The 24,158-nt window shown below is 39.9% G+C and carries 22 protein-coding genes and 1 pseudogene; 12 read left to right on the forward strand and 11 right to left on the reverse strand.

What is annotated here, in order from left to right; genetic code table 11:
- Window positions 1–38 precede the first annotated feature (38 nt).
- The 5 genes from PR767_RS08410 to maeB all read right to left on the reverse strand — a co-directional run bounded on the left by PR767_RS08410 (window position 39) and on the right by maeB (window position 8,796).
- The gene (locus tag PR767_RS08410) at window positions 39–2,297 is read right to left on the reverse strand and encodes a TonB-dependent receptor domain-containing protein (protein ID WP_109912448.1); all 2,259 of its coding nucleotides are present in this window, start codon (window positions 2,295–2,297) and stop codon (window positions 39–41) included.
- 140 nt (window positions 2,298–2,437) lie between these two features.
- Window positions 2,438–4,570, reverse strand: a complete 2,133-nt coding sequence (locus PR767_RS08415) for a S9 family peptidase (protein ID WP_272520154.1) — start codon at window positions 4,568–4,570, stop codon at window positions 2,438–2,440.
- A gap of 12 nt (window positions 4,571–4,582) precedes the next feature.
- The gene (locus PR767_RS08420; protein ID WP_004911322.1) at window positions 4,583–5,386 is read right to left on the reverse strand and encodes a cell envelope integrity protein TolA; all 804 of its coding nucleotides are present in this window, start codon (window positions 5,384–5,386) and stop codon (window positions 4,583–4,585) included.
- 142 nt (window positions 5,387–5,528) lie between these two features.
- Window positions 5,529–6,398, reverse strand: a complete 870-nt coding sequence (locus PR767_RS08425; protein ID WP_004911323.1) for a ChaN family lipoprotein — start codon at window positions 6,396–6,398, stop codon at window positions 5,529–5,531.
- A gap of 118 nt (window positions 6,399–6,516) precedes the next feature.
- Entirely contained in the window at window positions 6,517–8,796 is a 2,280-nt protein-coding gene (gene maeB, locus PR767_RS08430; RefSeq protein ID WP_109912445.1) for an NADP-dependent oxaloacetate-decarboxylating malate dehydrogenase, read from the reverse strand.
- A gap of 544 nt (window positions 8,797–9,340) precedes the next feature.
- On the opposite strand from maeB, the gene PR767_RS08435 reads away from it, so the two are divergent.
- The 4 genes from PR767_RS08435 to PR767_RS08450 all read left to right on the forward strand — a co-directional run bounded on the left by PR767_RS08435 (window position 9,341) and on the right by PR767_RS08450 (window position 12,288).
- Window positions 9,341–9,961 (forward strand): LuxR C-terminal-related transcriptional regulator, encoded by a 621-nt coding sequence (locus PR767_RS08435; protein WP_272520155.1) that lies wholly within the window; start codon window positions 9,341–9,343, stop codon window positions 9,959–9,961.
- A 146-nt stretch (window positions 9,962–10,107) separates the two neighbouring features.
- Window positions 10,108–10,479 carry an ArsC family reductase gene (locus tag PR767_RS08440; RefSeq protein ID WP_272520156.1) on the forward strand — a complete coding sequence of 124 codons (372 nt, stop codon included), beginning with the start codon at window positions 10,108–10,110 and terminating at the stop codon, window positions 10,477–10,479.
- 13 nt (window positions 10,480–10,492) lie between these two features.
- Window positions 10,493–11,623 carry a succinyl-diaminopimelate desuccinylase gene (gene dapE, locus PR767_RS08445; RefSeq protein ID WP_272520180.1) on the forward strand — a complete coding sequence of 377 codons (1,131 nt, stop codon included), beginning with the start codon at window positions 10,493–10,495 and terminating at the stop codon, window positions 11,621–11,623.
- Window positions 11,620–12,288 carry a M15 family metallopeptidase gene (locus tag PR767_RS08450; protein ID WP_272520157.1) on the forward strand — a complete coding sequence of 223 codons (669 nt, stop codon included), beginning with the start codon at window positions 11,620–11,622 and terminating at the stop codon, window positions 12,286–12,288. The genes dapE and PR767_RS08450 overlap by 4 nt, the downstream gene beginning before the upstream one ends.
- A 60-nt stretch (window positions 12,289–12,348) precedes the next feature.
- On the opposite strand, the gene PR767_RS08455 is transcribed toward PR767_RS08450, so the two are convergent.
- Entirely contained in the window at window positions 12,349–12,741 is a 393-nt protein-coding gene (locus PR767_RS08455; RefSeq protein WP_004911334.1) for a DUF454 family protein, read from the reverse strand.
- Between the two features lie 265 nt (window positions 12,742–13,006).
- Between PR767_RS08455 and PR767_RS08460 the strand changes: the two genes are divergently transcribed.
- Together PR767_RS08460 and PR767_RS08465 are read left to right on the forward strand one after the other, a co-directional pair.
- The gene (locus PR767_RS08460) at window positions 13,007–13,237 is read left to right on the forward strand and encodes a hypothetical protein (RefSeq protein ID WP_051128916.1); all 231 of its coding nucleotides are present in this window, start codon (window positions 13,007–13,009) and stop codon (window positions 13,235–13,237) included.
- A gap of 147 nt (window positions 13,238–13,384) precedes the next feature.
- Window positions 13,385–13,576 carry a YpfN family protein gene (locus PR767_RS08465; protein ID WP_109912443.1) on the forward strand — a complete coding sequence of 64 codons (192 nt, stop codon included), beginning with the start codon at window positions 13,385–13,387 and terminating at the stop codon, window positions 13,574–13,576.
- Here PR767_RS08465 and PR767_RS08470 read toward each other — a convergent pair.
- Together PR767_RS08470 and PR767_RS08475 are read right to left on the reverse strand one after the other, a co-directional pair.
- Window positions 13,557–15,578, reverse strand: a complete 2,022-nt coding sequence (locus tag PR767_RS08470; RefSeq protein ID WP_272520158.1) for a tRNA(Met) cytidine acetyltransferase TmcA — start codon at window positions 15,576–15,578, stop codon at window positions 13,557–13,559. The two genes, PR767_RS08465 and PR767_RS08470, sit on opposite strands and share 20 nt — an antisense overlap.
- Window positions 15,579–15,585: 7 nt before the next feature.
- A complete protein-coding gene (locus PR767_RS08475) occupies window positions 15,586–16,038 on the reverse strand; it encodes a DUF441 domain-containing protein (RefSeq protein WP_004911348.1) in 453 nt (150 codons plus the stop codon).
- 582 nt (window positions 16,039–16,620) lie between these two features.
- On the opposite strand from PR767_RS08475, the gene PR767_RS08480 reads away from it, so the two are divergent.
- From PR767_RS08480 to PR767_RS08500, 5 genes and pseudogenes are all read left to right on the forward strand, one after another.
- Window positions 16,621–17,046 (forward strand): PPC domain-containing DNA-binding protein, encoded by a 426-nt coding sequence (locus PR767_RS08480; protein ID WP_109912441.1) that lies wholly within the window; start codon window positions 16,621–16,623, stop codon window positions 17,044–17,046.
- A gap of 36 nt (window positions 17,047–17,082) precedes the next feature.
- On the forward strand, window positions 17,083–17,664 hold the full coding sequence (locus tag PR767_RS08485; RefSeq protein WP_004911353.1) for a hypothetical protein: 582 nt from the start codon (window positions 17,083–17,085) through the stop codon (window positions 17,662–17,664).
- The gene (locus tag PR767_RS08490) at window positions 17,665–18,369 is read left to right on the forward strand and encodes an energy-coupling factor transporter transmembrane component T (protein WP_164528761.1); all 705 of its coding nucleotides are present in this window, start codon (window positions 17,665–17,667) and stop codon (window positions 18,367–18,369) included.
- A complete protein-coding gene (locus tag PR767_RS08495) occupies window positions 18,360–19,223 on the forward strand; it encodes an energy-coupling factor ABC transporter ATP-binding protein (protein WP_272520159.1) in 864 nt (287 codons plus the stop codon). Before PR767_RS08490 ends, PR767_RS08495 begins: the two co-directional genes overlap by 10 nt.
- A pseudogene (locus tag PR767_RS08500) lies at window positions 19,210–19,851 on the forward strand (energy-coupling factor ABC transporter ATP-binding protein); the annotation flags it as partial. The gene PR767_RS08495 and the pseudogene PR767_RS08500, both read left to right, overlap by 14 nt.
- 232 nt (window positions 19,852–20,083) lie before the next feature.
- Here PR767_RS08500 and purC read toward each other — a convergent pair.
- The 3 genes from purC to dapA all read right to left on the reverse strand — a co-directional run bounded on the left by purC (window position 20,084) and on the right by dapA (window position 23,300).
- The gene (gene purC, locus PR767_RS08505; protein WP_004911363.1) at window positions 20,084–20,797 is read right to left on the reverse strand and encodes a phosphoribosylaminoimidazolesuccinocarboxamide synthase; all 714 of its coding nucleotides are present in this window, start codon (window positions 20,795–20,797) and stop codon (window positions 20,084–20,086) included.
- A 525-nt stretch (window positions 20,798–21,322) separates the two neighbouring features.
- A complete protein-coding gene (bamC, locus tag PR767_RS08510; RefSeq protein ID WP_004911365.1) occupies window positions 21,323–22,375 on the reverse strand; it encodes an outer membrane protein assembly factor BamC in 1,053 nt (350 codons plus the stop codon).
- Between the two features lie 16 nt (window positions 22,376–22,391).
- Window positions 22,392–23,300 carry a 4-hydroxy-tetrahydrodipicolinate synthase gene (gene dapA / locus PR767_RS08515; protein ID WP_004911368.1) on the reverse strand — a complete coding sequence of 303 codons (909 nt, stop codon included), beginning with the start codon at window positions 23,298–23,300 and terminating at the stop codon, window positions 22,392–22,394.
- Window positions 23,301–23,587: 287 nt separating this feature from the next.
- On the opposite strand from dapA, the gene PR767_RS08520 reads away from it, so the two are divergent.
- Window positions 23,588–24,145, forward strand: coding sequence for a glycine cleavage system transcriptional repressor (locus PR767_RS08520; protein ID WP_004253549.1), 558 nt, complete (start codon window positions 23,588–23,590; stop codon window positions 24,143–24,145).
- The last annotated feature ends 13 nt before the right edge of the window (window positions 24,146–24,158 follow it).

The following is a 24,158-nucleotide window of genomic DNA, read 5'->3' on the forward strand; positions in this document are numbered from 1 at the left end:
AAAATAACGAGATAAGTGGTATTAAACTGATACGTTGATTAGAAACGCACCTGTCCGCCAATCATATAAGTGCGCCCTCTAGCTGTTGCATTATTTTTACCGCGTTCTTCCATAATAGCGGTAGAATTTGCACGATTTAATGCATCCGAATAATTTTTATTCGTGATATTATTAACCGTCATCATCAATTTAAAGTTTTTATTAACTTCATAGTCTGTATATAAATCAATGATTGTAGGTTGTTTTTCATACTTATCTTTTAGTGCATTTCCATCGTTATCAACGATAGACTCTACACCAATTCGTTTTGAAGGGCCGGTCCATGTAATAGTTGTACCTACGGTTAATTTTTCATCCAATAAACGCACACCTGAATCCAAGGTCACATAATAATCAGGAAGCTCAGTGAAATCTCCCGCACTAAAATCAGCAACCTTAGCTATGGAGTTAGGTTGATCCCCAGTTTCTTTGGTATAGGATAATGTTGAATAAACTATACCTGCATCATAATTAGCCTGTAATTCATAGCCACGAAGATTAACATCATGAGGCTCATTGACATACATATAGCTTTTACGCATAAATTCTGGGAATTCTTTGTCCCATACATCATCATTCATTAAACACCAAGCCAGTTCAGCATTTGATCTTGGGCGACAAAGTAAATAAGGCTTACTCGTAATATAGTCTTTAATTTTTGTATGGAACCATAATGCCTTCATATTAAATTGGTCACCTTCAAAAATTAAATCCGGTTTAAAGCTATTAAAACCAACTTGCCATGTCTGTGATTTCTCTTCTTTTAAGAATGGGTTCATTGAATTACCACCTTCTTGAGAATAAAAAACTTCTTGCGTATTCGGCGCTCTCATTGAATGCGCATAACTGACAAATGGCTGGAATTCAGGAATAATTTCTGCTGATAATAAAACTCCGGGGTTAAAACCATTACCCCGTAAATTTAAAGTTGCAGCTTCCTGTGGAAAACAAAAATCTTGATCACCACATGCAGGTTTAAAACCTTTTAAGTGATAATTCATATAATTCAAATCAAAAATTGCTGTATAGATCCCATACTTGGCTTCCAATTGTGTATATGCGCTCGCAAGATCTAACGACCCACTTGGCGAGAATGGATTATAGTTCAACGTATCTTGGTCAATAACAGAACTAACCTCTCGCTCATACTTCGTTTTAGATAACTTAGAACCTATTTTCCATTCAAAATCAATATCACCATAGGAAAACCGGCTTGTATTAGAAAGATTAAGACCATCGCCAATATTTTTGGATTTACCTTGCCTTAATGCCCAACCTAATGAGTCACCTTCAAATTGTTGGTCATTTTTTCCATGACTCGCTAAAACCTCAACATCAATTAATTCATTTAGCGGCGTATATTTATATTTAATATAATAATCTTCACTATTAATCTTTCTTCGTGTGAGCTTATTTTGTAAGAAACGACCACTGAATTCTAATTCATGGCTGTCATTAGGTTTATATTTCAATTTAGCTAATTGCGATTGTGGCTTTTGTTTGAAAGTGGAGTCGGTGGCAAATTCATCACTATCAAACCCATCACCATTTTTATAACTGCCAGGAATATTATGGCCGCTAACCGCAATTAAACCGCCAAAATAGCCATCATCTTGCAATAATGTCTTTCCTGCGACCGCTACCATGCCATTATAACCGAGACCATTATCTCCCCAGCTAGCTTTACTACGCAGCCCATATACATTATCTTTAAAAATCACATCATCAATACCGATAGTACGAAAATTTGCACTCCCTGCTAAAGCGTTAACACTATTGCCTCCATTTAATTGCCCTTTCTCTACTTCAACTTCAACAATAAAATTTGGGTCAATTAAAGCGCCAAAATCATTATTTGGCTGTTGTCCATGTGTATATTGACTTGGGGAAATTCCATAATAACTTTGCGTGACACCATCCACCATCATATTCACGCGCCCAAAACCACTCAACCCGCGAATATTGACATTAACGGTACCTTGGCTGGCATCCATTTGAGTATAGGTTCCGGGCATGGTACGAATAATTTTATCCATCGACTGCAATTTATTTTCCGTACCCACCGCGCTGTAAGCACCCGGTTTTTCCAATGCTTTGACTAATGGCGTTTGTTTCTGCGCACCTGAGACTTTTAATTGGCTAAAATTAACCACACCTTCTTTCTGCTTATTCTGCTGCTGCGTATTTTCAGCCAAAGCAATCCCTTGGGAGCTAGTGGCAATAATGCTAGCAACCATAATTATTGTTTTATTATTCATTAAACCATTCCTGTAAACGTACTGTGTGTCATACGCTCACACTGCTAGCACAGACCAAATAAAGCCTGTGAAGAGGCCCAGCAACAATGTCATTAATATTGTTGCTGGCCTGAAATCACCTAAATTTTATAGGTTAATTATTATTTTAAATATGGAAAATATTTATCTTTATTTTCAAGCATGAGAATAAAACTATATTCTTGGGCGATATCATCTAGTGCATTAAAACGCCCTGATTTACCACCATGCCCCGCATTCATATTAGTTTCTAATAATAATAATGAATTGCCTTGTTTAATATCTCGTAATTTAGCTACCCATTTTGCAGGTTCCCAATATTGAACTTGAGAGTCATGTAACCCTGTCGTCACTAAAATATGTGGGTAATGTTGTGCTTTGATATTGTCATAAGGGCTATACGCTTTAATTCTCCAGTAATCTTCTTCATTTTCAGGGTTACCCCACTCATCGTATTCCCCGGTGGTCAGAGGGATTGATGGGTCTAACATTGTGGTTACCACATCAACAAATGGAACAGCGGAAACAACCCCCTCGTATAAATCAGGCGCCATATTCACAACCGCTCCCATTAATAAGCCACCCGCACTGCCCCCCATGGCATACACATGTCCTGCTTTACCATAACCTTCTGATAATAACCCTTTAGTTGCATCAATAAAGTCAGTAAAGGTATTCATCTTGTGGATTGTTTTGCCTTGTATGTACCAATTTTTACCTAAATCACCACCACCACGAATATGTGCAATCGCGTAAACAAAGCCACGATCCAATAAAGACAAACGAGATGAACTAAATGAAGGATCAATGCCATACCCATAAGCGCCATAACCATAGACTAACAATGGATTTTGGCCATGTTTGAATAGATCTTTACGGTAAACTAAAGAAACCGGGACTTTTACCCCATCTTGTGCAGTAACCCAAATACGCTCACTTTGGTAGTTTTGCTTATTAAAATCTTTAACTTCTTCTTGTTTTAACAGCTGCTTTTCTTGAGTCAGCATATTAATTTCATATACTGAAGACGGTGTGGTCATTGATGAGTAACCGTAGCGTAGTTTATCCGTATCTGGCTCAGGGTTATTTCCGATCCACGCCATGTATGTTGGGTCATCAAAGCTCACTTGGTTTTCTTTATTAGTTAACCAACTGATTTGGCGAATATTCACTAAACCATTTTGGCGTTCTTCCACAACTAACCAATTATTAAATAAAGCAAAACCTTCAAGATCAACCCCATCACGCGGTGCAATAAAGCTTACCCATGGGGCTGAAATATTGTCTGCAATATATAAACCAAATAATGGATGCTGGTGATTAGAACGAATATAGAATTTACCATTGAAATGGTCAGGATAGTACTCAACCCCCGTTTGACGTGGTTTTAAAATTTTAACGTCATTTTGTGGCTGATTGGCATCAATTAAACGGTACTCAGAGGTTTCAGTACTCGTGATCCCCATTAAAATAAAATCTTTTGAAGTCGATTTCGCTAAACTAACGTAAAAAGTATCATCCTTTTCTTCATACACCAGTTTATCTTGAGTTTGCTGTGTACCATATAGATGTTTAACCACTTGATAAGGTAGCAATGTTTGCTTGTCCTTATTCACATAGAATAGCGTTTGGTTGTCATTAGCCCAGACAATATTACCTGAAGTATTGGTTAATACATTTTCCTGCCACTTGCTCTCATCAATTTTGCGAAATGATACTGCAAATTCATTACGTCCTTGGCGATCTTCAGCAATCGCTAGCGTGGTATTATCCGGCGAAATCGCTAACGCTCCCATACGATAATATTCAGTGCCTTCGGCTCGTTCATTACCATCAACTAATACAACCCATTGATCTTGGCTATTTACAGGGCGTCTTTCAAAGATAGAATAATTTTTCCCCGCGACAACTCGTGAACGGTAGGTATAACCATTATAATCATAGGGAACTGACTCATCGTCCTGCTTCATACGTGAAAACAATTCATCGTAAATTTCTTTTTTTAACGATTCACCTTTTGCAAGTTGCTGCTGCGTATAATTATTCTCTTGCGTTAAATATTCGATGATTTCTGGAGACTCGCGTTGATCATCTCTTAACCAATAATAGTTATCTACACGGGCATCTCCGTGAGTGGTGATAGTATAAGGTTGTTTTTTGGCTATTGGTGCTGACATTCTATCCTCCGCAGCACTGGTTGCTGCATATAAACCAAGTAATGTAATAAAACAAAACTCAGTGAGTTTATTACACATAATTTATCCAATCTATTTTTCATTAAGAGTAAAATCAATAGGTATCCTGACAGTTACCCGCCCATTGATTAAAATTTCAGCTGGGGGTTCAGGTAAAGGTGCTGCTCTCGATAGCACCTGCAATGCTTCTCTATCCAAAGATCGTGTTCCTGATGAACTTACTAGGTCGCTACCAAGCAAAAAACCTTGTGGGTCAACCGTAAATGTTACTGTTGATTGACCGACTCGCCCCCGCCTTACGGCGTCTTCAGGAAACCGCTTGTATTTATTTAGTTTCCCCAATACTTGTGCTTCCCATAGCCTTTTCGCGTTATCTACCGATTGTGACTGGCTATTAAATTCTGCGGCAATTTTTTGAGTTTGTAATGGCGCTGCAGCATCACTGGTGACAGGGGCATCATTGGCTTTTGAATCAGTCGCTTGTTTTTGTTCAACCGCCTGCTTTTCATGCTTTTGTTTTTTGACTTCAGCAGTTCGTTTTGTACTCACCGCTTTAGCGACTTGCACTTCAGCCTGCTCATTGATGGCTAATGGTGGGATAATTTTCTCTTCCGATGGGGCTTCATGAGCCTGGCTCGCCACCGATAACTCTTGTAGTTGGCCAATGTTAGCTTCTGTCAATTGTTCGGCTTGCGATTCAATCGAAATCTCCATCACCACTGATGGCGGAGGCAATAACTCATCCCATTGTTGATTGTGAGTTACCCATATATACAACCCAACAACCCCTATATGAAGAGCAATTGCCAATGCGAAGCCCCCACTTATCTTCGTTGTTCGCTTTAAATACTCATTTTCAAATGTTGTTATAATCATTTTTATCTTATGCACTGACGTATTTATGTATAAATGCAAATGATAATTAATAACAAATGAAAATGGAAATCATTTCTTACTGGAAATAAAGATTACTTCACAAAATTAACTTTTTTGAAATCATTAGCTTGCTATTACTTAGTCATCCTTTAGGCGTGTACCACACAAAATCAGCATGTAAATGGTCTATTTCTTCACCTCTTTCTGAAATAATTAATACTTTTACGGGTTCTTCGGGTGCGAGGTCTTGCACATGTAAAGGCACACCAATTGCTCTTGTTGCATGATAGCCACCTGCGAATAGAAGCGCGGGTGTAGGTGCATTTAATAACGACTCTGCCATACGGCGGTCACGCAACTGCTGTATAAAGGTCATTTTAGCCACTTGTTCCGCTGTCAGTTCCCCACCATGAGAACTTTCAATCGTTTTACTGATAAGTTCTTGAACAATGGGTTGAGCTGAATATTGCCCCGTTACTGATGACGGGTTAGCGTAGGCGGCAAGCACCTCTTTTTTATCTAGGTTTGCCGACAGTAGCGGATAAGGCGAGCTCAGCAAATGACGGATTAAAGCCCCATATTGCTCCCAAGGCCAACCACTATTCCAATTTAAGGCGGACTGTAGCTTTTCGTCACGAATATAAGGGTTATTTTGCATCTGCGCCTGTACACGGTTCACACTATTTTGCTGCGACGGTGTCAACATTTCGAGTAGAACCGCACCTTGAGGCCGTATTTTTGGCATTTCTTGTGCAAGCCATTGCTCAATTTGGTGGTGATAATGGTTATCATGCTTTTCTCCGACAATGACGCGTGGAGATTGAGCAAGCTGCTCGATTAATTGCTGAGGTGTTAAAGACTTACCTGTTGCTAAGTCAATAATTTGGTTGCTTACTGTTAGTTGGCTATCTAATTGTACGATTGTCGGTTCAATTTTTTGTGTACAACCGATAAGGAAAAATAACCCAACCATTAAAGTGGCTATTTGAGAGGTCAATCTTATTGAAATCATTATGCTTTCCATCTTATGTTGTCAAGCTAATAAGATACAGATAATGATAATCATTTTCAATAAAAAGGCTCCTATAAAATCATAGAAGCCTTTAATACGTATTAATTAATATTAACCGTTAGAGTGGATTGGTTTGCGCTTCAACCACTGCTAATGCCACCATATTCACGATACGGCGTACCGACGCAATTGGTGTCAAGATATGTACCGGCTTCGCAACCCCCATCAATACCGGGCCGACCGTCACGCCATCAGAGCTTGTCACGCGCAGTAAGTTATAACTAATACGTGCAGCTTCCATATTTGGCATAATTAATAAATTTGCTGAACCTTTTAATGGGCTATCAGGCATCACATCTTTACGGATCGATTCAACTAATGCGGCATCCGCATGCATTTCACCATCAATTTCAAGATGAGGGTCACGTGCTTTGATCATCGAGAGCGTATCACGCATTTTTTGTGCTGATGCGCAGTCTGAAGAACCAAAGCTAGAACGCGATAACAGAGCCACTTTTGGCTCAATACCGAAGCGTCTTACCGTATCCGCTGCCATTAACGTGATTTCTGTTAACTCTTCCGGTGAAGGGTCTTCATTAACATAAGTGTCTGCGATAAACGTATTACCCGTTGGTAATAACAATGCATTCATTGCACCGGCAGCATGAACACCCTCGCGGAAACCAAATAAATCTTTAACAACTTCATAATGTTCACCATAGCTGCCCACGGTACCACAAATCATCCCGTCAGCTTCACCGCGTAACACCATGATCCCACCAATTAAGGTTGGGTTATTAATCACTGCACGACGTGCCATTTCTTGTGAAACACCACGACGTTTCATGATTTGGTAGTATTCTTGCCAGTATTCTTTATAACGCGGGTCGTTTTCGTTATTGACCACTTCAAAATCTTTACCTAACTCAATGTGTAGGCCAAGTTTTTGAATACGCATTTCAATCACACTTGGACGCCCAACTAAGATTGGGAAAGCCAAACCTAAAGAAACCAGCTCTTGTGTGGCATGTAATACACGCTCTTCTTCCCCTTCAGCTAAAACAATACGTTTTTTGGCAGTCTTAGCTTGAGAGAAGATAGGTTTCATGAATAAATTTGTCTTATAAACAAACTGATTTAATTTTTCGATATAGACATCGAAGTCTTCAATTGGACGCGTTGCTACCCCTGAGTCCATTGCTGCTTTTGCCACAGCAGGTGCAATTTTAACAATCAAACGTGGGTCAAATGGCTTCGGAATAATGTATTCAGGGCCAAAGAATAAATCTTGGTTACCATAGGCTGAAGCCACCTCTTCACTTTGCTCTGCCAATGCAAGGTCTGCAATGGCATACACACAAGCCAGTTTCATTTCTTCATTAATCGTTGTTGCACCGACATCTAACGCACCACGGAAAATGAATGGGAAACACAACACGTTATTAACCTGATTTGGGTAATCAGAGCGGCCAGTACAGATGATGGCATCAGGACGAACTTCTTTCGCCAATGGTGGCAAAATTTCAGGCTCAGGATTTGCTAGCGCTAGGATCAGTGGGTCTTGCGCCATGGTTTTCACCATTTCCGGCGTTAAAAGACGTGGACCTGAACAACCTAAGAAAATATCCGCATTAGGAATAGCATCCGCCAAAGTACGTTGGCCGTTATCTTCAATGGCATACGCAGCTTTGGTGACATCCATGCGTTCATCACGGCCTTTATAAATCACCCCTTTTGAATCACAGACGGTGATATGTTCACGTTTCAGCCCCAACGCGACTAATAAATTCATACAAGCGATTGATGCTGCACCAGCGCCAGAAACCACAAGACGGACATCACCAATTTCTTTTTTTACAATTCGTAATCCATTGATAACAGCTGCTGTACAAATGATAGCGGTTCCGTGTTGGTCATCATGGAACACAGGGATTTTCATGCGCTCACGGAGCTTTTGTTCAATATAAAAGCATTCTGGTGCTTTGATATCTTCTAAGTTAATACCACCAAAAGTCGGCTCAAGAGACGCAATGATATCAACTAATTTGTCTGGATCTGTTTCATCAACTTCAATATCAAAGACATCAACACCAGAAAACTTTTTAAATAGTACACCTTTTCCTTCCATGACTGGTTTACCAGCCAAGGCACCAATATTACCTAACCCAAGGACGGCAGTACCATTAGAGACAACCCCGACAAGGTTACCTTTAGCAGTGTAACGATAAGCTTTAAGTGGGTCATCTGCAATTTCAAGACATGGCACTGCAACACCTGGTGAGTATGCTAATGCGAGATCTCTCTGGGTTGTTAGTGGTTTAGTTGGGGTAACCGTAATTTTCCCAGGATGTGGAAACTCATGAAAATCAAGAGCACTTTGTTTTAATTTGTCATCCATCGTCAAGTCCTTTCAAAATAAGTAAGGTAAGAACGATAACAGTATAAACACATCTCACTAGCAAATCATGATCATACCGGCAATTTCCAGAAAAATCTTTCAATTACAATAGAGTTAGATCACTGTCCGAGTAAAACATAGTCACCTTGGTTATATTGTTCATAGCGCAACTCAGCTTTAATTTTAAAAAGCACGACTAAAAATAATTTATTATTAATTTTATTAGGTTAATATATATAAATAATTAATTGCATAATAATACAATGGAATCCCACCTTAAATATGTTCATCTGTTTAACTTTAATTTAACTATTCGATATTATTTTTTCTATTTTAATGTATTATCAACAAGCACAATATTATTAGTATGGAACTATAAAATATTAAGCAAACGATTAATATCAATCTCACTTCTCCATACTGCTGATTATATAATTATTAAAACTCCAATTAAATATAATAAACGTACCGAAATTAAATTGTCTATTTTATAGGAAATACCTGAGTAGACGTTGGCATTTGAGACATAAAAAAGGAACCCTCTATGTCTAAATATACAGTAATGATTATTGACGAACACCCTATTATACGCTTGGGATTGCGACAGCTCATAAATACCGACACACACTTTATTATCACAGCAGAGTGCGCTTGTTGTTATGAAGCTTTAAGCATGGCAAAGCAGTTAAAACCTAACCTAATTATTATAGATACTAATATTCAAGGTATTAAAACATTTGAAACTATACGATTACTTCGTAAACACTGCAATGATAGCTACTTATTAGTGTTATCTGCATCAACAATTAAAACAGATATATATGGTGCTATTGATGCGGGAGCACAAGGTTATTTATTAAAAAGCAGCGAACTTGATATGCTATTCTACAGTATGAAAAAAGCCTCTAAAGGGCAATTGGTTTTTAGTGAAAAAATATATCAACATCTTATTTCACGTCATCATTATAATGACCCACTATCCGCATTAACAAAACGAGAGTCTGAAATTTTGCATGAAATGGCTGTGGGTTTAAAAAATCGTGAAATATCTAGCTTACTTTTTATTTCAGAGGAAACCGTTAAAGTTCACATTCGAAATATTCTTAAAAAATTACGCGTTCGATCTCGCCTTGAGGCTAGCTTAATTTATATGCGTTCAAGATAATCTATTTTTAATATATTAATTATCGGGGCTAAATTACATTTAATGTAATCATAAGGTTATTATAGATTTCTCACATTTGGGCTAGATCCCAAGTGAGTTTTGCCGCATTATGTAAGGATTATCGCTAGTTTTTTGAGGAAAATCATATGCCCAATACACCTAACTCTCCTTATATTATGTACGGAATTAAAAACTGTGACACCATTAAAAAAGCACGCCGTTACTTAGAAGACAATGGAGTTAACTATCAATTTCATGATTATCGTGTTGATGGTATTAGCGATGAACTACTTTCTATCTTTATGGAACATATTGATTGGGAAGTGTTAGTCAATAAACGAGGAACAACTTGGCGAAAACTGACTGATGATGAAAAAAATGCAGTTATTGACGCAGACAGTGCTAAAAAAGTACTAACTGCAGAGCCTGCCATGATCAAAAGACCCGTACTTGTTTCTCAAGATAACCGATACTTAGTTGGGTTTAACGCTAATGACTACCAAAACTTCATTCGATAATCAGGTGGATTTAATGGATTGTCCCGTTATTCAGCTTGCCAAAGAACTGATTGCACGCCCTTCTATCAGCCCCGATGACCAAGGCTGCCAAGCGATTCTTACCGAGCGCTTAAACCAACTTGGTTTTACCATTGAACCAATGCATTTTGGTAGCACATTAAATTTTTGGGCACACCGAGGCACTCAAGGACCAACCCTCGCATTTGCAGGTCATACCGATGTTGTACCAGCAGGCAATAGCGAAAATTGGCAGACTCCTCCGTTTAACCCAACAATTATTAATCAACATCTGTATGGCCGTGGTGCTGCTGATATGAAAGGTTCTGTCGCAGCAATGGTTGTCGCAGCAGAGCGCTTTGTCGAAAAACACCCTCACCATCAAGGGCGCTTGGCATTTTTAATCACATCAGATGAAGAAGCTGATGCATTAGATGGCACGGTTAAAGTTGTTGAAACATTAATGGCTCGTAATGAGCGTGTTGATTATTGTTTAGTCGGTGAGCCATCAAGCCAATCTCATTTAGGTGACATCATAAAAAATGGACGTAGAGGCTCTATTACAGCAAATTTGACTATTTTAGGAACACAGGGGCATGTAGCTTATCCACATCTAGCAGACAACCCGGTGCACCGAGCAACCGCTTTTTTGCAAGAGCTCACTTCAACTATCTGGGATAACGGCAACGAATTCTTCCCTGCTACCACCATGCAAATTGCCAATATTCATGCGGGTACTGGGGCAAGTAATGTAATCCCCGGTGAGTTATTTGTTCAATTTAATTTTCGTTTCAGCACAGAATTAACCGACACACAAATACGTGACAGGGTCACAAGCATATTAGATCGCTATGGCCTCGTATATAAAATAGAATGGTCATTATCTGGTCAGCCATTTTTGACTGAAAAACAAGAACTTGTCACTGCAACTTTGCAGGCAATCCATGAACTAACGGGTCTTAACGCAGAGCTATCTACCAGTGGTGGAACATCTGATGGTCGTTTTATCGCTCAAATGGGCACTCAAGTAATTGAGCTTGGCCCATTGAATGCCACTATACATAAAGTTGATGAATGCGTTAGTGTCAAAGACTTGCAACAACTGGCCTTAATTTATGAGCGAGTCATGGAGCTATTGTTATTATGATCACCATCGCAATGTTAACAGGCCGTTCCACGGACCATTTAGTGACACTTGGCGGCTCTCATCGCCTACAATTTAATGCTACCAAAGCATTTTTAGCCATGCAACAAGCCGCAGTAAAAGCGGGCTTCAAGTTACAATCAGCAAGTGCATTTCGTGATTTTTCACGTCAACAGTTAATTTGGAATGAAAAATTCACCGGTCTCCGCCCTGTTCTTGATGCACAAAGCCAACCTTTAGATATTACAACGCTTTCAGAAGGTGAGCTGTGTGAAGCTATTTTACATTGGTCTGCATTACCCGGAGCAAGCCGTCATCATTGGGGAACCGAAATAGATGTTTATGACCCATTACGGATCCCAGCAGGGCAAACTTTACAATTAGAGCCTTGGGAATATGAAACTGGCGGCTATTTTGCTGAACTAAACCACTGGCTGACGGATAACATGGCGACATTTGATTTTTACCGTCCCTTCACGGCAAAAAATGCAGGGGTTGCCTATGAACCTTGGCATATTAGTTACTGGCCGTTATCCCATGAAGCTGAACAGTTGTTAACGCCAGAAGTCATTACGCAAGTTCTTGAGCAAGAAGATATTCGTGGGAAAAATTGGTTAAGCACTAACTTAGATTATGTATTCGAACGCTATATTAGAGTTCCTGAATAATTTCTAAGCTAACAAAACAATTTCTATAGCGCCAATGCCCCATAGATGATGCGACATCATTTATGGGGCTTCTTTATTTTGTTTGGAAATTTGTTCATCAACAACTGGAAGCCGATACATAAAAATAAGCAGCCAACACAACAGTGCCAATAAACCAATTTTTAACCATAAATAACTAACAACCCAGATTGATAGTGAAAAAGTGAGAACTATCAATATAATTGCTTTTGGTTTTGCCCCTTTCGGTAACCCTTTATGCTTTTGCCAGTGACGAATATACCCCCCAAACCAAGAGCGATATAATAACCAATGATGAAAACGTGGAGATGAACGAGAAAAGCACCATGCCGCCAATAATAAGAAAGGTGTGGTAGGCAAAACAGGAAGAACGACGCCAGCAAAAGCCAACGCAACGGCTAACCATCCAATAACAATGAGGAACAATTTTTTCAAAATTCCCCCTCCTCCCGAATAAATAAATTAAATGGTAAAAACCGCATAAAATCTGTGGTAACTCATAATAATATCAATGGTATACTCTAATGGTAAACAAGCTTAATGAAAAGTCGCTTTTGCCTGTTGATGCGATTATTATTCTCTTGTTCTACGACGAAAAGATCGCTAATAGCCCCAGTCATTGACTTGCAAAGCCTGAGAAAATGACAGGAGCCTAAACTTAAGACTATTAGGAAGCCCCATAAATCATTACTCTTTTTTTATGAAGGCCGGAAAGGTAATTGCTATCGTTACACCAAATGAGCAAGAGACCCAAAAGCTAATTGCTGCCGGATATGAAAAGCAATTTGAAGAGATTGAAGCCGTTTCAACAGAAAAAGCGCTTGAACGCTTTGCTAATATTCGCGGTGAAGAGGTTAAAAATATCTACGCACTTACAGGCTCTGATATTTTGCTTGGCATTGTTGGTGCATTTGCCATGGTATTTAAATAAACAATAAGCTCTGTAGGTATATTTTCTGTAGCTATCTCTGAAAAAACACACAGTTTCATATAAAGTGTAAATGGTACTCTAATGGTATAAATTTTAAATAATTTAAAATCAACATTTAGCTTTTACCCAATTTCATAGAGGTAATGTATGCAATGGTTAGCCGACTACTGGTGGATAATTTTACTCTTATTGGTAGGTATTATCTGGAATTCAGTCAAAGAAATGATGAAATTGGACCCCAAAAAGTTTTTAGATGACAAGCCAGAAATTCCCCCACATCAAGATAATAACCACCTTTGGGATGATGAAGACGATTGGCCTAAAGACAAGAAGAAATAACCTTTTGCTTTATTTCAGCTAAAAGCGCTGGTTGGTGTTGTTTTACCTGTATACCAACCTCTTCTCTTACTCGTTGTAACCATTGCTTTTGCCCTGTCATACCAATATCCGCACAAATCTGTGCGATAGGCTCGCCTGACAGCAAGTGCCGTCTGAGCAGCGCAAGCCCGGCTGTTTCTTCCCTTAATAAACGCATAATCGCACTTTGGCTCGCAGAAATAGGCCGTTTAAACTCACTAAAACCGATCAGTTCTATCCAATCATCAGGGGTTAATTGCTGCTGCTCACTGGTTTCTAAAGCAAACTCAGACAGATCATTTCGCCAATAAATATCGCGTTTTAATTGCATTTCCCCTTGCTGGCAAAGTCGCCTTGCTCGATCTGATAGCGGTAATATCGCCATTGCCGTGAAACAGCCACTACTCGCTTCTTTGTGCGAACCTATTCGCATTAACCGAAAGCCCGCTTTTTGCCAAAATGCGACTAAGTCTGGTGTTAATCCAAAACTAACAGACAAAAAATCTAACCCTTGCTCTGTAGCAATTGCTTTCTGTTTTTCTAAAAGCGTTAAACCAATTTGGCGCCTACGGTGGTTCGCATCAACGGCAATACGCATCACTCGGCGAGATAGCCATTGTGCCGCAATAGGGAAATAACTATGAGCTGCTAAAGATTGGACAACTAAATTTCCTCTTGGTCGACGAAGCCCAGCCCATATTTGCCAGCTCAATGATTCGGTCAACTGTCCTTCATCTACCATCCATAATGCACCTATATAAGCACAATTATGAGACTCGGTTTTTGCCACCATAAAATGTTGCTGTTGGGCATCCAATAGACGTCGTAAATCTAATGGTGACGTTCGATAATGTGCACTCATCAATAAGCCATAAAACGCTTTTAATTGCTCATTATTTTCCGCTAATGATGCCTGGGTTAACGCTTTATATTCAATATTTCCAGCAAAAAACGTTTGAGTGACGGGTTCTTGCAGCAATAAAGCCTCATTGACCCATAATTCTAAGGGGTCATTAGCCGCATAGCGCATTGGGTTATCAAGTTGCAGTAAAGTGAAATGGGCTAAACTTGCACAGAATTTTAGCGTAAATCCACGCCCTGTTCCTTCATAGCCATCGACTGTCGTGGTTAATAAAACTCGAGGGAAATACCCCACTAGTTCTCGTAAAATATAATTAGGGATTGCAGAAGCTTCATCGATGATCAGCCAATCTGCGGTTATATTTTCATTGCTACGGCAGTATGCGAGTAAGCTATCTGGGGACCAAAAATTAATCTTTTGGCCTGCATGCCGGCTTAAGACTTCTGTCGCCACTTTTGCAGGAGCACAACACCAACACTCTCCTACAAAATGCTGTATTAACATCCCTGCTATTGCCGATTTACCGCGCCCCCTCGGCGCTATCAAACCCCAAATTCCATGTTCCGCTCTTAATAATCGGCTAATTATTTGCTGCTGCTGTTCTGTTGGCTGGCCTGTCGGTGCTTGCCATAATGGTTTGTTTTTTAGTAATGAAAAATCAGGCTCATTCCCTTGTTTATAAAATAAAATATCGGGAGATGTGTGGAAAGTTCGCTGCAAGTGATGTACAAAATTCGGTGTCGAAATAAGCCCCAATTGTTCATTCCAGCGCAAGCTGTCTAGATCGGTATTTGTCGCCCACTCTTTTTGAGGCGCCGTACATAAAACTAACAAGCTCCCTGCTTTTAATGTGCCAGCAAGCATGGCTAGTGCTTCACTATGAAACCCTTTACGTACATCAAAAATGCCATGTAAAAATTCACGGCCCAATAATAGATGTGCATTTTCAGGGGAAACCCCTTGCGGTAAGTTTGATGAAATCGTTAACCAATCGCCATCAATAGCAACTTGAAGTTGTTTTAGTTGTTGTTCTACCCATGCATCGTCGCCAGAAAGAACCATAAGACGACGCATACCAACTATATGCAGTTGTTCTATAATGACAGGAAGTAATTTCACCATCGTAATACTATGATTTACCAATTAATAGTGACAAAATCCCAGCAGCGATTAAGGGCCCTACCGGTACACCACGGAATAAAGCAACGCCAATGACGGTTCCAACCAGTAAGCCTGCAACCGTAGACGGTTGATGGGACATTAATGTGACGCCCCTACTACCCAACCAAGAAACTGCGATCCCAATAACAATTGCCAAAATCGATTTCCAATTCAAAAATGAGCTTAATACCTCATTAGCCGTTATTTTACCACTCGCAATTGGAGCCATAACACCGATTGTTAAGATAAGTATCCCAATGGTTAAGCCATATTTTTCAATCCATGGAAAATAATTATTTAATGGTGTTATTCTGACCACCAATAAAAATAGCATCGCAAGGGTGACTGTCATATTATGACTAATGATACCTAACCCGGCTAAGACCAGTAAAATGATTAATGTTGGATCAACATGACTCATAGATTTGTCCCTGTAAAACGCACAATTATAATTTATTAGCAGCAACTAGGCTGATTTAAAAACATGTTATTGGCTCATCATCAAAGAAGCAAATATTAACGCCAACTCTTTTTATTTTTACGGCGACGATATTTTTAATTAATAAAAAATCTCACTATCTCCATACAATTAATTAACTAAAATGCGACATTTTAGCTGTTCTTTATTATCTATTTAATACTTTTTAAAAGATGTATTCTCAGCATATTTCACGGTAACAAGCTTAATTATACAAAAATTAGCATGGCAATACAGATAATCCCCACCACCAGTAAAACTTAAGCTAAATATTCGGAGTATTCATCACTGTTTATTTTTTTATTTCTGCGTTTTTCTTATATTTATCATGATAAAAACCAACTTGTAGTGCCTTTTGCTGAAGATAGCCCTGAATACCTTTACAACCAGACAATCCATCTCAATTGCGTATAATAATCACAGATAATTAATACAGAAAAATCATAACTTAGCATTATTTATAATTTTAATGATTTAAATGGTTGTGCGACGCTCTGCATAAGCACAATTATTAGGATTAAGAATATGAACCAATCTTTATCACCCTATTCAAACGCGCGTTTTATTGCTATTCGTTTAATCCCTGGCGAAGACGCACTTTTAACATTAAGACATAAAATTGAGCAACATGGCCTACAAGCTGCGTTCATTGCTAGCAGTGTCGGCAGCTTAACTGACGTTGCACTACGTTTTGCAGGCCAAGAAGAGACCTTTCAAACAACAGGTAAATTTGAAATTGTTTCATTAATTGGCACTTTAGATGCCAAAGGCGAACACCTGCATTTAGCTGTCTCTGATGAGCAAGGGCAAGTCCTCGGTGGTCATATGATGCCGGGTTGTACGGTCAGAACAACATTAGAGCTGATTATTGGGGAACTGGAAAAGGTAAATTTCATTCGTGAACCTTGCCCGTTATCAGGTTATGAAGAACTTATCATCACTTCTCGCTAATTTTATTATTCCATTACTGTAAGGAATGACTTTGTCATGGGTAAAACGTCGATTATTTCTAGTCGTACACTGACTTTAATTGTTTTTTCTATTGCCATTAATATGGTTATTGGCCAATTAAGTTCAATGCTAAAACTGCCTATTTTTCTGGATTCTATAGGAACGTTAATTTGTGCGTTATTAGCAGGCCCTTGGGTTGCGTTATTAAGTGGTTTATTAACTAATTTATTATGGGGTTTACTCAGTGGGCCAATTGCCGCTGCATTTGCACCTGTTGCGATGATGATTGGACTCAGCGCTGGGTTATTAGCTCGCGCAGGTGGTTTTCGCACCTTACCAAGAGTGGTTTTATCCGGTGTAGTGATTACTTTTGCATTAATGATAGTTGCTGTTCCTATACGTACATACTTATTTGCAGGAACAACCGGTAGCGGAGCAGACTTTTTTGTCGCGTATTTCCATGCTGTTGGCGATAACTTATTAGAATCAGTGGCAATTACGGTATTAGGCGCCAATATTGCGGACAAAGTTGCATCTGCCATTATTGCTTGGCTACTCGTTCGACAATTACCAGAACGTGTCCAACGTAATTATCCAAATATGGCGAAGGTCAGTTAAATGCATCCATTCACCTCGCTGACAATTTGGTTTTGGCTCAGTGTAAGTTCGCTTTTCTTACCTCTGAACTGGCTATTAATTGTGCTAGGTTGCAGTACTTTCGCTGCTTTATTATTTTGGCGACCTGCACGTCATCGTTGGCGCATTGTTGCATGGATTATGCTCCCCATGGCGGCAGGGCTTTGGTTAATTCACGGGGGTTGGCTAGCTCAACAATTAACCGGGGATGCCTTAAAAAATAGCCGTCCTGAATTTGCACTAGCATTGTGGTTTAAGTTATTAACGATTATTAGCGCTTCTCAGCTTTGGTTGCAATATGTACCGACTGAACGCTTTATTCGTGCGTTGTTTGCTAGCCGTTTACCTGCTAGTTTTGCATATCTACTCGCGGGTCCGTTATTGCTTGCAGAACAATTTCGTCAGCAATTAAACACCATCCGTGAGGCACAATTGGCAAGAGGCGTCCCTCTTGACGGGCGCTTTTGGCAACGTGTTACATCATTACCGGCCCTATTATTTCCACTTGCCAGTAATACTCTTAGTGATCTGAGTATTCGTGGAGCCGCATTAGATATGCGTGGTTTTCGCTATTGCGCTAAACGCACGACATTGAACCCACCTACGGATAGTTCATTCCAAGCCCTACTTAGGTATGGGCTAGTTTTGTTAATTTTTATTGAAGGTGGTCTCTCTCTGTGGTGGTGAATCTACAACAAATGCGCTTCATTCCACAAAGCGCGGAGCAGTCCTTATTAGGGCCGATTGATCTTCAGCTTAATGCAGGCCAATGGCTGTGTGTATTTGGCGGTAATGGCAGCGGAAAAAGCACATTAGCGCAAATACTTGCAGGTTGGCATAGTGACCTTATTCAAGGGAAAATAGAAGGAACCGCTGAGGTATTACAAGTTCCCTTAGCTGACAGCTCTGTGGTTCAGGTATCAGTATCACGCCAACTTGTTCAGCAATCCCCCCAATTACAACTCTCGGGTTGCGCGTTTACCGTTGAACAAGAAATTGCGTTTGGGCCTGAAAACCTTGGCTTGTCACCCAGTGAAATTAGTCAACGAGTTGAACACGCGATTGCGCTCACGTTTTGTGAAGCTCTACGTACGCGCCATCCTGCGACATTATCGGGTGGTGAAGCACAACGCGTCGTGTTAGCAAGTGCATTAGCGATGCAACCTAAACTCCTCTTGCTCGATGAAGCCTTTAGTCGGCTAACACCCAGTGCAACACAACGTATTTTAGTGCAATTACAACACTATACAGAACACACAAACTGCAGCATTATTTTTTTTGAACGCAATTTATTACCTGCCATCAGTTTCTGTGATTCATTCCTTTTGTTGAGTACTGGCAAAGCCTTTTTAGAATCTGGGAAAGTGGTTGCTATAGGCTGTTTGGATGATGTTTTTCTTGATGCTATTGAAACAATCAATATGCCAGAGGCTTGGCGTGCTATAGGTGAACTGGTCAAATTAGGGCATTGGCGAGACACAATTCCCCACAATGAAGCGCAATTGCTACAGATGTTTAAGGAGCGGCATGTTACAGCTTAAAAACCTGAGCTATCGTTGGCCAAGCTCTACTATTGATAATATACAATCTTTATCTCTATCTATTCACCCTGGTGAATGGGTCGCTTTAGTTGGGAATAATGGCGCAGGTAAATCAACATTATTACGCCTGCTCGCAGGGTTATTGCGCCCTACACAAGGTGATATTCAGCTTGATAGCCAGCCGCTTAACCTTCTTTCCTCACCACAAAGAGCCAACCATATCGGTATTTTATTCCAAGAAGCTGAGAAACAAATTTTCCATAGTTGTGTGCGTGATGAAATTGCTTTTGGTTTAAAACGCCAAAGATATCATAAACGTGATATTCACGCGCGAGTACAGCAAGCACTTGAAATTTGTCACTTAGTCGATGTAGCAGATAAACACCCTTTAGATTTACATGCAGGCCAACGCAGGATGGTTGCTGTTGCCTGTTTAGAGGCCGTTTCACCTAAGTTATTGCTGCTTGATGAACCAAGCCGTGACTTCGACGCTTTTTGGCTGCGCAAATTTGAACATTGGCTAACCTTGCAACGCGAAAAAGGGGTAACCGTCGTTTCTATTAGCCACGACCTTGATTTTGTTGCCCGCCATTTTCAACGCGTATTGCATTTATCAAATGGCCAACTCATCGCTGACGGTCAGCCAACGGAAATATTAAGCCATCCAGAGTTACAAGTCGAAAGCCCATTGCCCGCGCCTACGTTGACGTCACTTAGTCAACAACTACAAATAAAGACTACTGATACCGCTCTCTCATCATGGATTACACATTTTATTAGCCAACAATCACCCTCGATTAGCGACTAAAAAAATAGCCTGCAATGCAGGCTAAAATCTCATTCAAATTATAGGAAATTGATTAATCTAGCTGTACGCCAATACGGCGTGCGACTTCTTCGTAAGCTTCGATTAAGCCACCAAGGCTCTGACGAAAACGGTCTTTATCCATTTTATTGAGCGTTTCTTTATCCCATAAACGGCTGCCGTCTGGCGAAAACTCATCGCCTAATACCACTTGGCCTTTATACAAGCCAAACTCCAGTTTAAAATCGACTAAGATTAACCCTGCATCCGCAAAAATTTTACTGAGTACTTCATTGGCTTTGTAGCTTAGCTCACGCATTTTTGCCAAGTTTTCTTTGCTCACCCAACCAAAGGTTTCACAGTACGATTCATTCACCATTGGGTCGTGTTTGGCATCGTCCTTTAAAAATAAGTCAAATAGTGGCGGATTTAACACCATGCCTTCTTCAACACCTAAGCGTTTTACTAGTGAACCTGCGGCACGGTTACGGATCACACACTCAACAGGCACCATATCTAACTTTTTCACCAGGGCTTCTGTGTCAGACAATAATGCTTCCATTTGTGTTGGAATACCGGCTGCTTCTAATTTGCTCATAATGAAATGGTTAAATTTGTTATTTACCATACCTTTACGGTCAAACTGCTCGATACGCTCACCATCGAGTGCTGATGTATCATTACGGAACTCCAGAACCAGTAGATCAGGATCCTCTGTGGTATAGACTGTTTTTGCCTTACCACGATACAACTCAGCTTTCTTTTGCATCTTACACACTCCAGGGATGTGATTAAACTAAACAAAAATCAACCTGCACAGCAGATTCAGATAAGTAACAGAAGAACAAAAACCAATCAAATAGCCTATTCATTGTTAATTTTCTGCTCTGTTTCAGTCAGTTACTGAAATTCACCATGTGAAACGCTAACTAGCTGATATTCAATATTTTATAATTTACTGTTAATCATGATAATAAAATTCCCGAGCAGACGCAAACGATTACTTAACCATAAACACTGATTTTTTGTCCATTTGTTTTAGGTGAAAACATGAAAGATAAAATTATCCTACCAGAGAAGGAAAATTCAAATTGATGAAATGCTATTTAATAACTAACTAAGTATATAGATTACGAGTAGCATGAAATAAACAAAATACAGAGCTGATAACCACCAGCCTATGCGTATGAAGCTTAATATCTTTACCCCAATACAAACCCATCCAATTTAAATAAAAAAACCGCAGCTTGTATTTAAGCTACGGTTTAATTAGTCATCTCAAAATGTTGAATGATTACTTTTTGGCAGGTGCTTTACTAAATGCTGCTTTCAGCGCTGCAACCATTTCATCATTTTGTTTTTGTGTTAAAGGCACACCTTTGGTGGTGATAAATTGCAGTGTACTACGGTTATTTAAGTCACCAACCTGCACTTTATAATCTGCTTCTGGCACAGTTGGGTCATCAATACCCAAAGCCTGCCATTCTGAGCTGCTTAAACCTTTGTAAGTTACCATCACAGAACCACTTGAGCGCGTACGGTCACCCACTTTCATACCAACACTTTCTAAGGTGTGAGGTAAACGTTCCCATACTGCATCAAATGGCGCACGAACCACAACTAAAGGTAAGCCAGTATCATCACTACCGGTTTGAACATCAATGATACCGTAGGCATTTTGGATACTATTTTTGTTTGAAGTATCACGTAACGTATATAAGTTATCGGTTAATTCATTCAATAACAGCTTGTTATAACGTTGAGTTTCGACAACATCAGTAATTGTCTCTCCCCCTTGACGTAAGCCTAAGCTAGTTACCGTTAATGCCATCATACCGTTTTCTGGCTGTACTGTAACTTTATGGCGACTCTCAATCGGTACGTTTTCATCTGCGCGATCCCATTTCACCCAATCGGTTTCAATTGAGCGAGAGCCATCGTCTTTAGATGAAACTGGAATCCCTCTTTGCTCTAAGATCATCGTAACTTGTGACCAAAGTGCGCTATTTTCAGGTGTATTTTCTAGCAACAAACGACTTGCTTGAGCGCTATCCTCTGTACGAGAACCCGCTAATTGCGAAATTGTCAGTACTGGTGGACGAATGTCTAACGCTTTTCCTATTGCCCCTGTTGATGTGGCTTTAGGGATATCATACTCACCATTTTGTTCTGGTAATGTAAGCCCCTGTGGCACATTCAACACTTTCAATGGCGCAGCATTGAGATATTCCTCATCACCACTGACCTGACGTTTATAGCGCTGATCGCTGGAGCAGGCTGCCAGTAACACAACAAGTGACAGGCCAGCAACCTTCATAACCTTCGATTTTTGCAATAATGTTGCCATTAAAATTCCCTAAATTTTACAGTAATCCAGCGAGTTTCAAGGCTTCCTCAACTTTTTGCTGGCCCGAGGTGGTTAACGGTGTCATTGGCAACCGTAATGTCCCATCTGCAATCAGACCTAAGCGATGACAGCCCCACTTCGCTGGAATTGGATTTGGTTCAACAAATAACTGAAGATGAAGCCCCATCAGTTTTTTATTTAATTCACGCGCCTCAGTATATTTGCCTGCAAGCGCTAAGTCACACATTTTTACCATCTGTGCCGCCGCAACGTTAGATGTGACCGAAATAACGCCTTTACCACCTAGTTGCATGAAATCAAGCGCCGTTGCGTCATCACCTGTTAACAGTACAAAATCATCATCAACCAGTTCTTTGATTTGATGAACCCTAGCTAAGTTCCCTGTTGCCTCTTTAATTGCAACAATATTCGCCAGTTTTGCTAAACGCCCCACAGTTTCAGGCAACATATCACAGCCAGTGCGTGATGGTACATTATAAAGAATCTGTGGCAAGCTGGTGTTTTCTGAAATTGCCTTAAAGTGTTGATATAGCCCTTCTTGAGAAGGCCTATTATAATAAGGTGTTACCGTCAGGCAAGCAACCACACCGCTGTTTTCAAACTCATTTGTCAAAGAAATAGCTTCAGCGGTAGCATTTGCACCGGCTCCTGCAATAATAGGAATACGACCATCTGCTAATTCAAGCGTCGCTTTCACGACATCCACATGTTCTTTGTGCGTTAAGGTTGCTGATTCGCCAGTTGTACCAACAGAAACAATCGCAGTTGTTCCACTTTCAACATGATAATCCACCAACTTTTTCAGGCTCGCTTTATCTAAACGCCCTGCCGAATCCATTGGTGTAATAACTGCAACAATGCTTCCCGTTAAAAAATCTTTATAATTTGCGTTTCCATTAGCCATAGCGATACCCCCTTAATAATTGAACTACCATGTTACTTTTTCATTTCAAAGAAGAAAACCACCCAATAGCAAGAATTTAATGAATTTTGTTAATGCCGAGGACATTAACTTAAATAGAAGTAATAATTCACTGATATTTCTCGCAAGAGTCTATTTACCCCCTTGGCAGATTGCCTTTTTTATGGTTTCCTTACCCTCATAGCCAGTCAGTTGTTAGCGCTAGAATTTTACTGCTATATTCTAATTAAATGTTTAACTGACATAATTAAAATACTAAGGAATAGACTTTGCCTAAGACTGAACAGCAATTTCTTGTCATTACTGCGCTGGGAACAGATCGTCCGGGCATTGTGAATACCATTACACGTCTCGTCAGCGAGTGTGATTGTAATATTGAAGATAGTCGCTTAGCGATGTTTGGCAAGGAATTCACCTTCATTATGATGCTCTCCGGCAGTTGGAATGCTATCACCCTTTTAGAAGCGACATTACCACCTAAAGGCGCCGAGCTCGACTTGCTTATCGTAATGAAAAGAACTCAGAGTGTGCAAACAACCTATTACCCATCGACAGTAACAGTGAATGTTGTTGTCGACGATGCACCTCGTATTGTCGAGCAATTCACAAATTTATTCACAACTTCGCAGTGTAATATCGCAGAGCTTGTTTCTAAAACACAACCAGCCAATAATGATATGCCCGCTCAACTGGAAATTCAGATTACTGCACACGATCCGTTGGACGATAATGGCATAATTATAAAAAATAAATTTCAACAACTATGTACAATGCTAAATGCTAAAGGCAACATAAGTATTGTTAACAACCCCAACATGCAAAGTTAACGGAGATATATGT

Source organism: Providencia sp. PROV223 (assembly GCF_028479245.1).
Lineage (GTDB): Bacteria > Pseudomonadota > Gammaproteobacteria > Enterobacterales > Enterobacteriaceae > Providencia > Providencia rettgeri.

Coding starts and splice junctions, on each gene's coding strand:
- PR767_RS08410 (WP_109912448.1), bottom strand. CDS start 2,297: ATGAATAATAAAACAATAATTATGGTTGCTAGCATTATTGCCACTAGC.
- PR767_RS08415 (WP_272520154.1), bottom strand. CDS start 4,570: ATGTGTAATAAACTCACTGAGTTTTGTTTTATTACATTACTTGGTTTA.
- PR767_RS08420 (WP_004911322.1), bottom strand. CDS start 5,386: ATGATTATAACAACATTTGAAAATGAGTATTTAAAGCGAACAACGAAG.
- PR767_RS08425 (WP_004911323.1), bottom strand. CDS start 6,398: ATGATTTCAATAAGATTGACCTCTCAAATAGCCACTTTAATGGTTGGG.
- maeB (WP_109912445.1), bottom strand. CDS start 8,796: ATGGATGACAAATTAAAACAAAGTGCTCTTGATTTTCATGAGTTTCCA.
- PR767_RS08435 (WP_272520155.1), top strand. CDS start 9,341: ATGTCTAAATATACAGTAATGATTATTGACGAACACCCTATTATACGC.
- PR767_RS08440 (WP_272520156.1), top strand. CDS start 10,108: ATGCCCAATACACCTAACTCTCCTTATATTATGTACGGAATTAAAAAC.
- dapE (WP_272520180.1), top strand. CDS start 10,493: ATGGATTGTCCCGTTATTCAGCTTGCCAAAGAACTGATTGCACGCCCT.
- PR767_RS08450 (WP_272520157.1), top strand. CDS start 11,620: ATGATCACCATCGCAATGTTAACAGGCCGTTCCACGGACCATTTAGTG.
- PR767_RS08460 (WP_051128916.1), top strand. CDS start 13,007: ATGAAGGCCGGAAAGGTAATTGCTATCGTTACACCAAATGAGCAAGAG.
- PR767_RS08465 (WP_109912443.1), top strand. CDS start 13,385: ATGCAATGGTTAGCCGACTACTGGTGGATAATTTTACTCTTATTGGTA.
- PR767_RS08470 (WP_272520158.1), bottom strand. CDS start 15,578: ATGGTGAAATTACTTCCTGTCATTATAGAACAACTGCATATAGTTGGT.
- PR767_RS08475 (WP_004911348.1), bottom strand. CDS start 16,038: ATGAGTCATGTTGATCCAACATTAATCATTTTACTGGTCTTAGCCGGG.
- PR767_RS08480 (WP_109912441.1), top strand. CDS start 16,621: ATGAACCAATCTTTATCACCCTATTCAAACGCGCGTTTTATTGCTATT.
- PR767_RS08485 (WP_004911353.1), top strand. CDS start 17,083: ATGGGTAAAACGTCGATTATTTCTAGTCGTACACTGACTTTAATTGTT.
- PR767_RS08490 (WP_164528761.1), top strand. CDS start 17,665: ATGCATCCATTCACCTCGCTGACAATTTGGTTTTGGCTCAGTGTAAGT.
- purC (WP_004911363.1), bottom strand. CDS start 20,797: ATGCAAAAGAAAGCTGAGTTGTATCGTGGTAAGGCAAAAACAGTCTAT.
- bamC (WP_004911365.1), bottom strand. CDS start 22,375: ATGGCAACATTATTGCAAAAATCGAAGGTTATGAAGGTTGCTGGCCTG.
- dapA (WP_004911368.1), bottom strand. CDS start 23,300: ATGGCTAATGGAAACGCAAATTATAAAGATTTTTTAACGGGAAGCATT.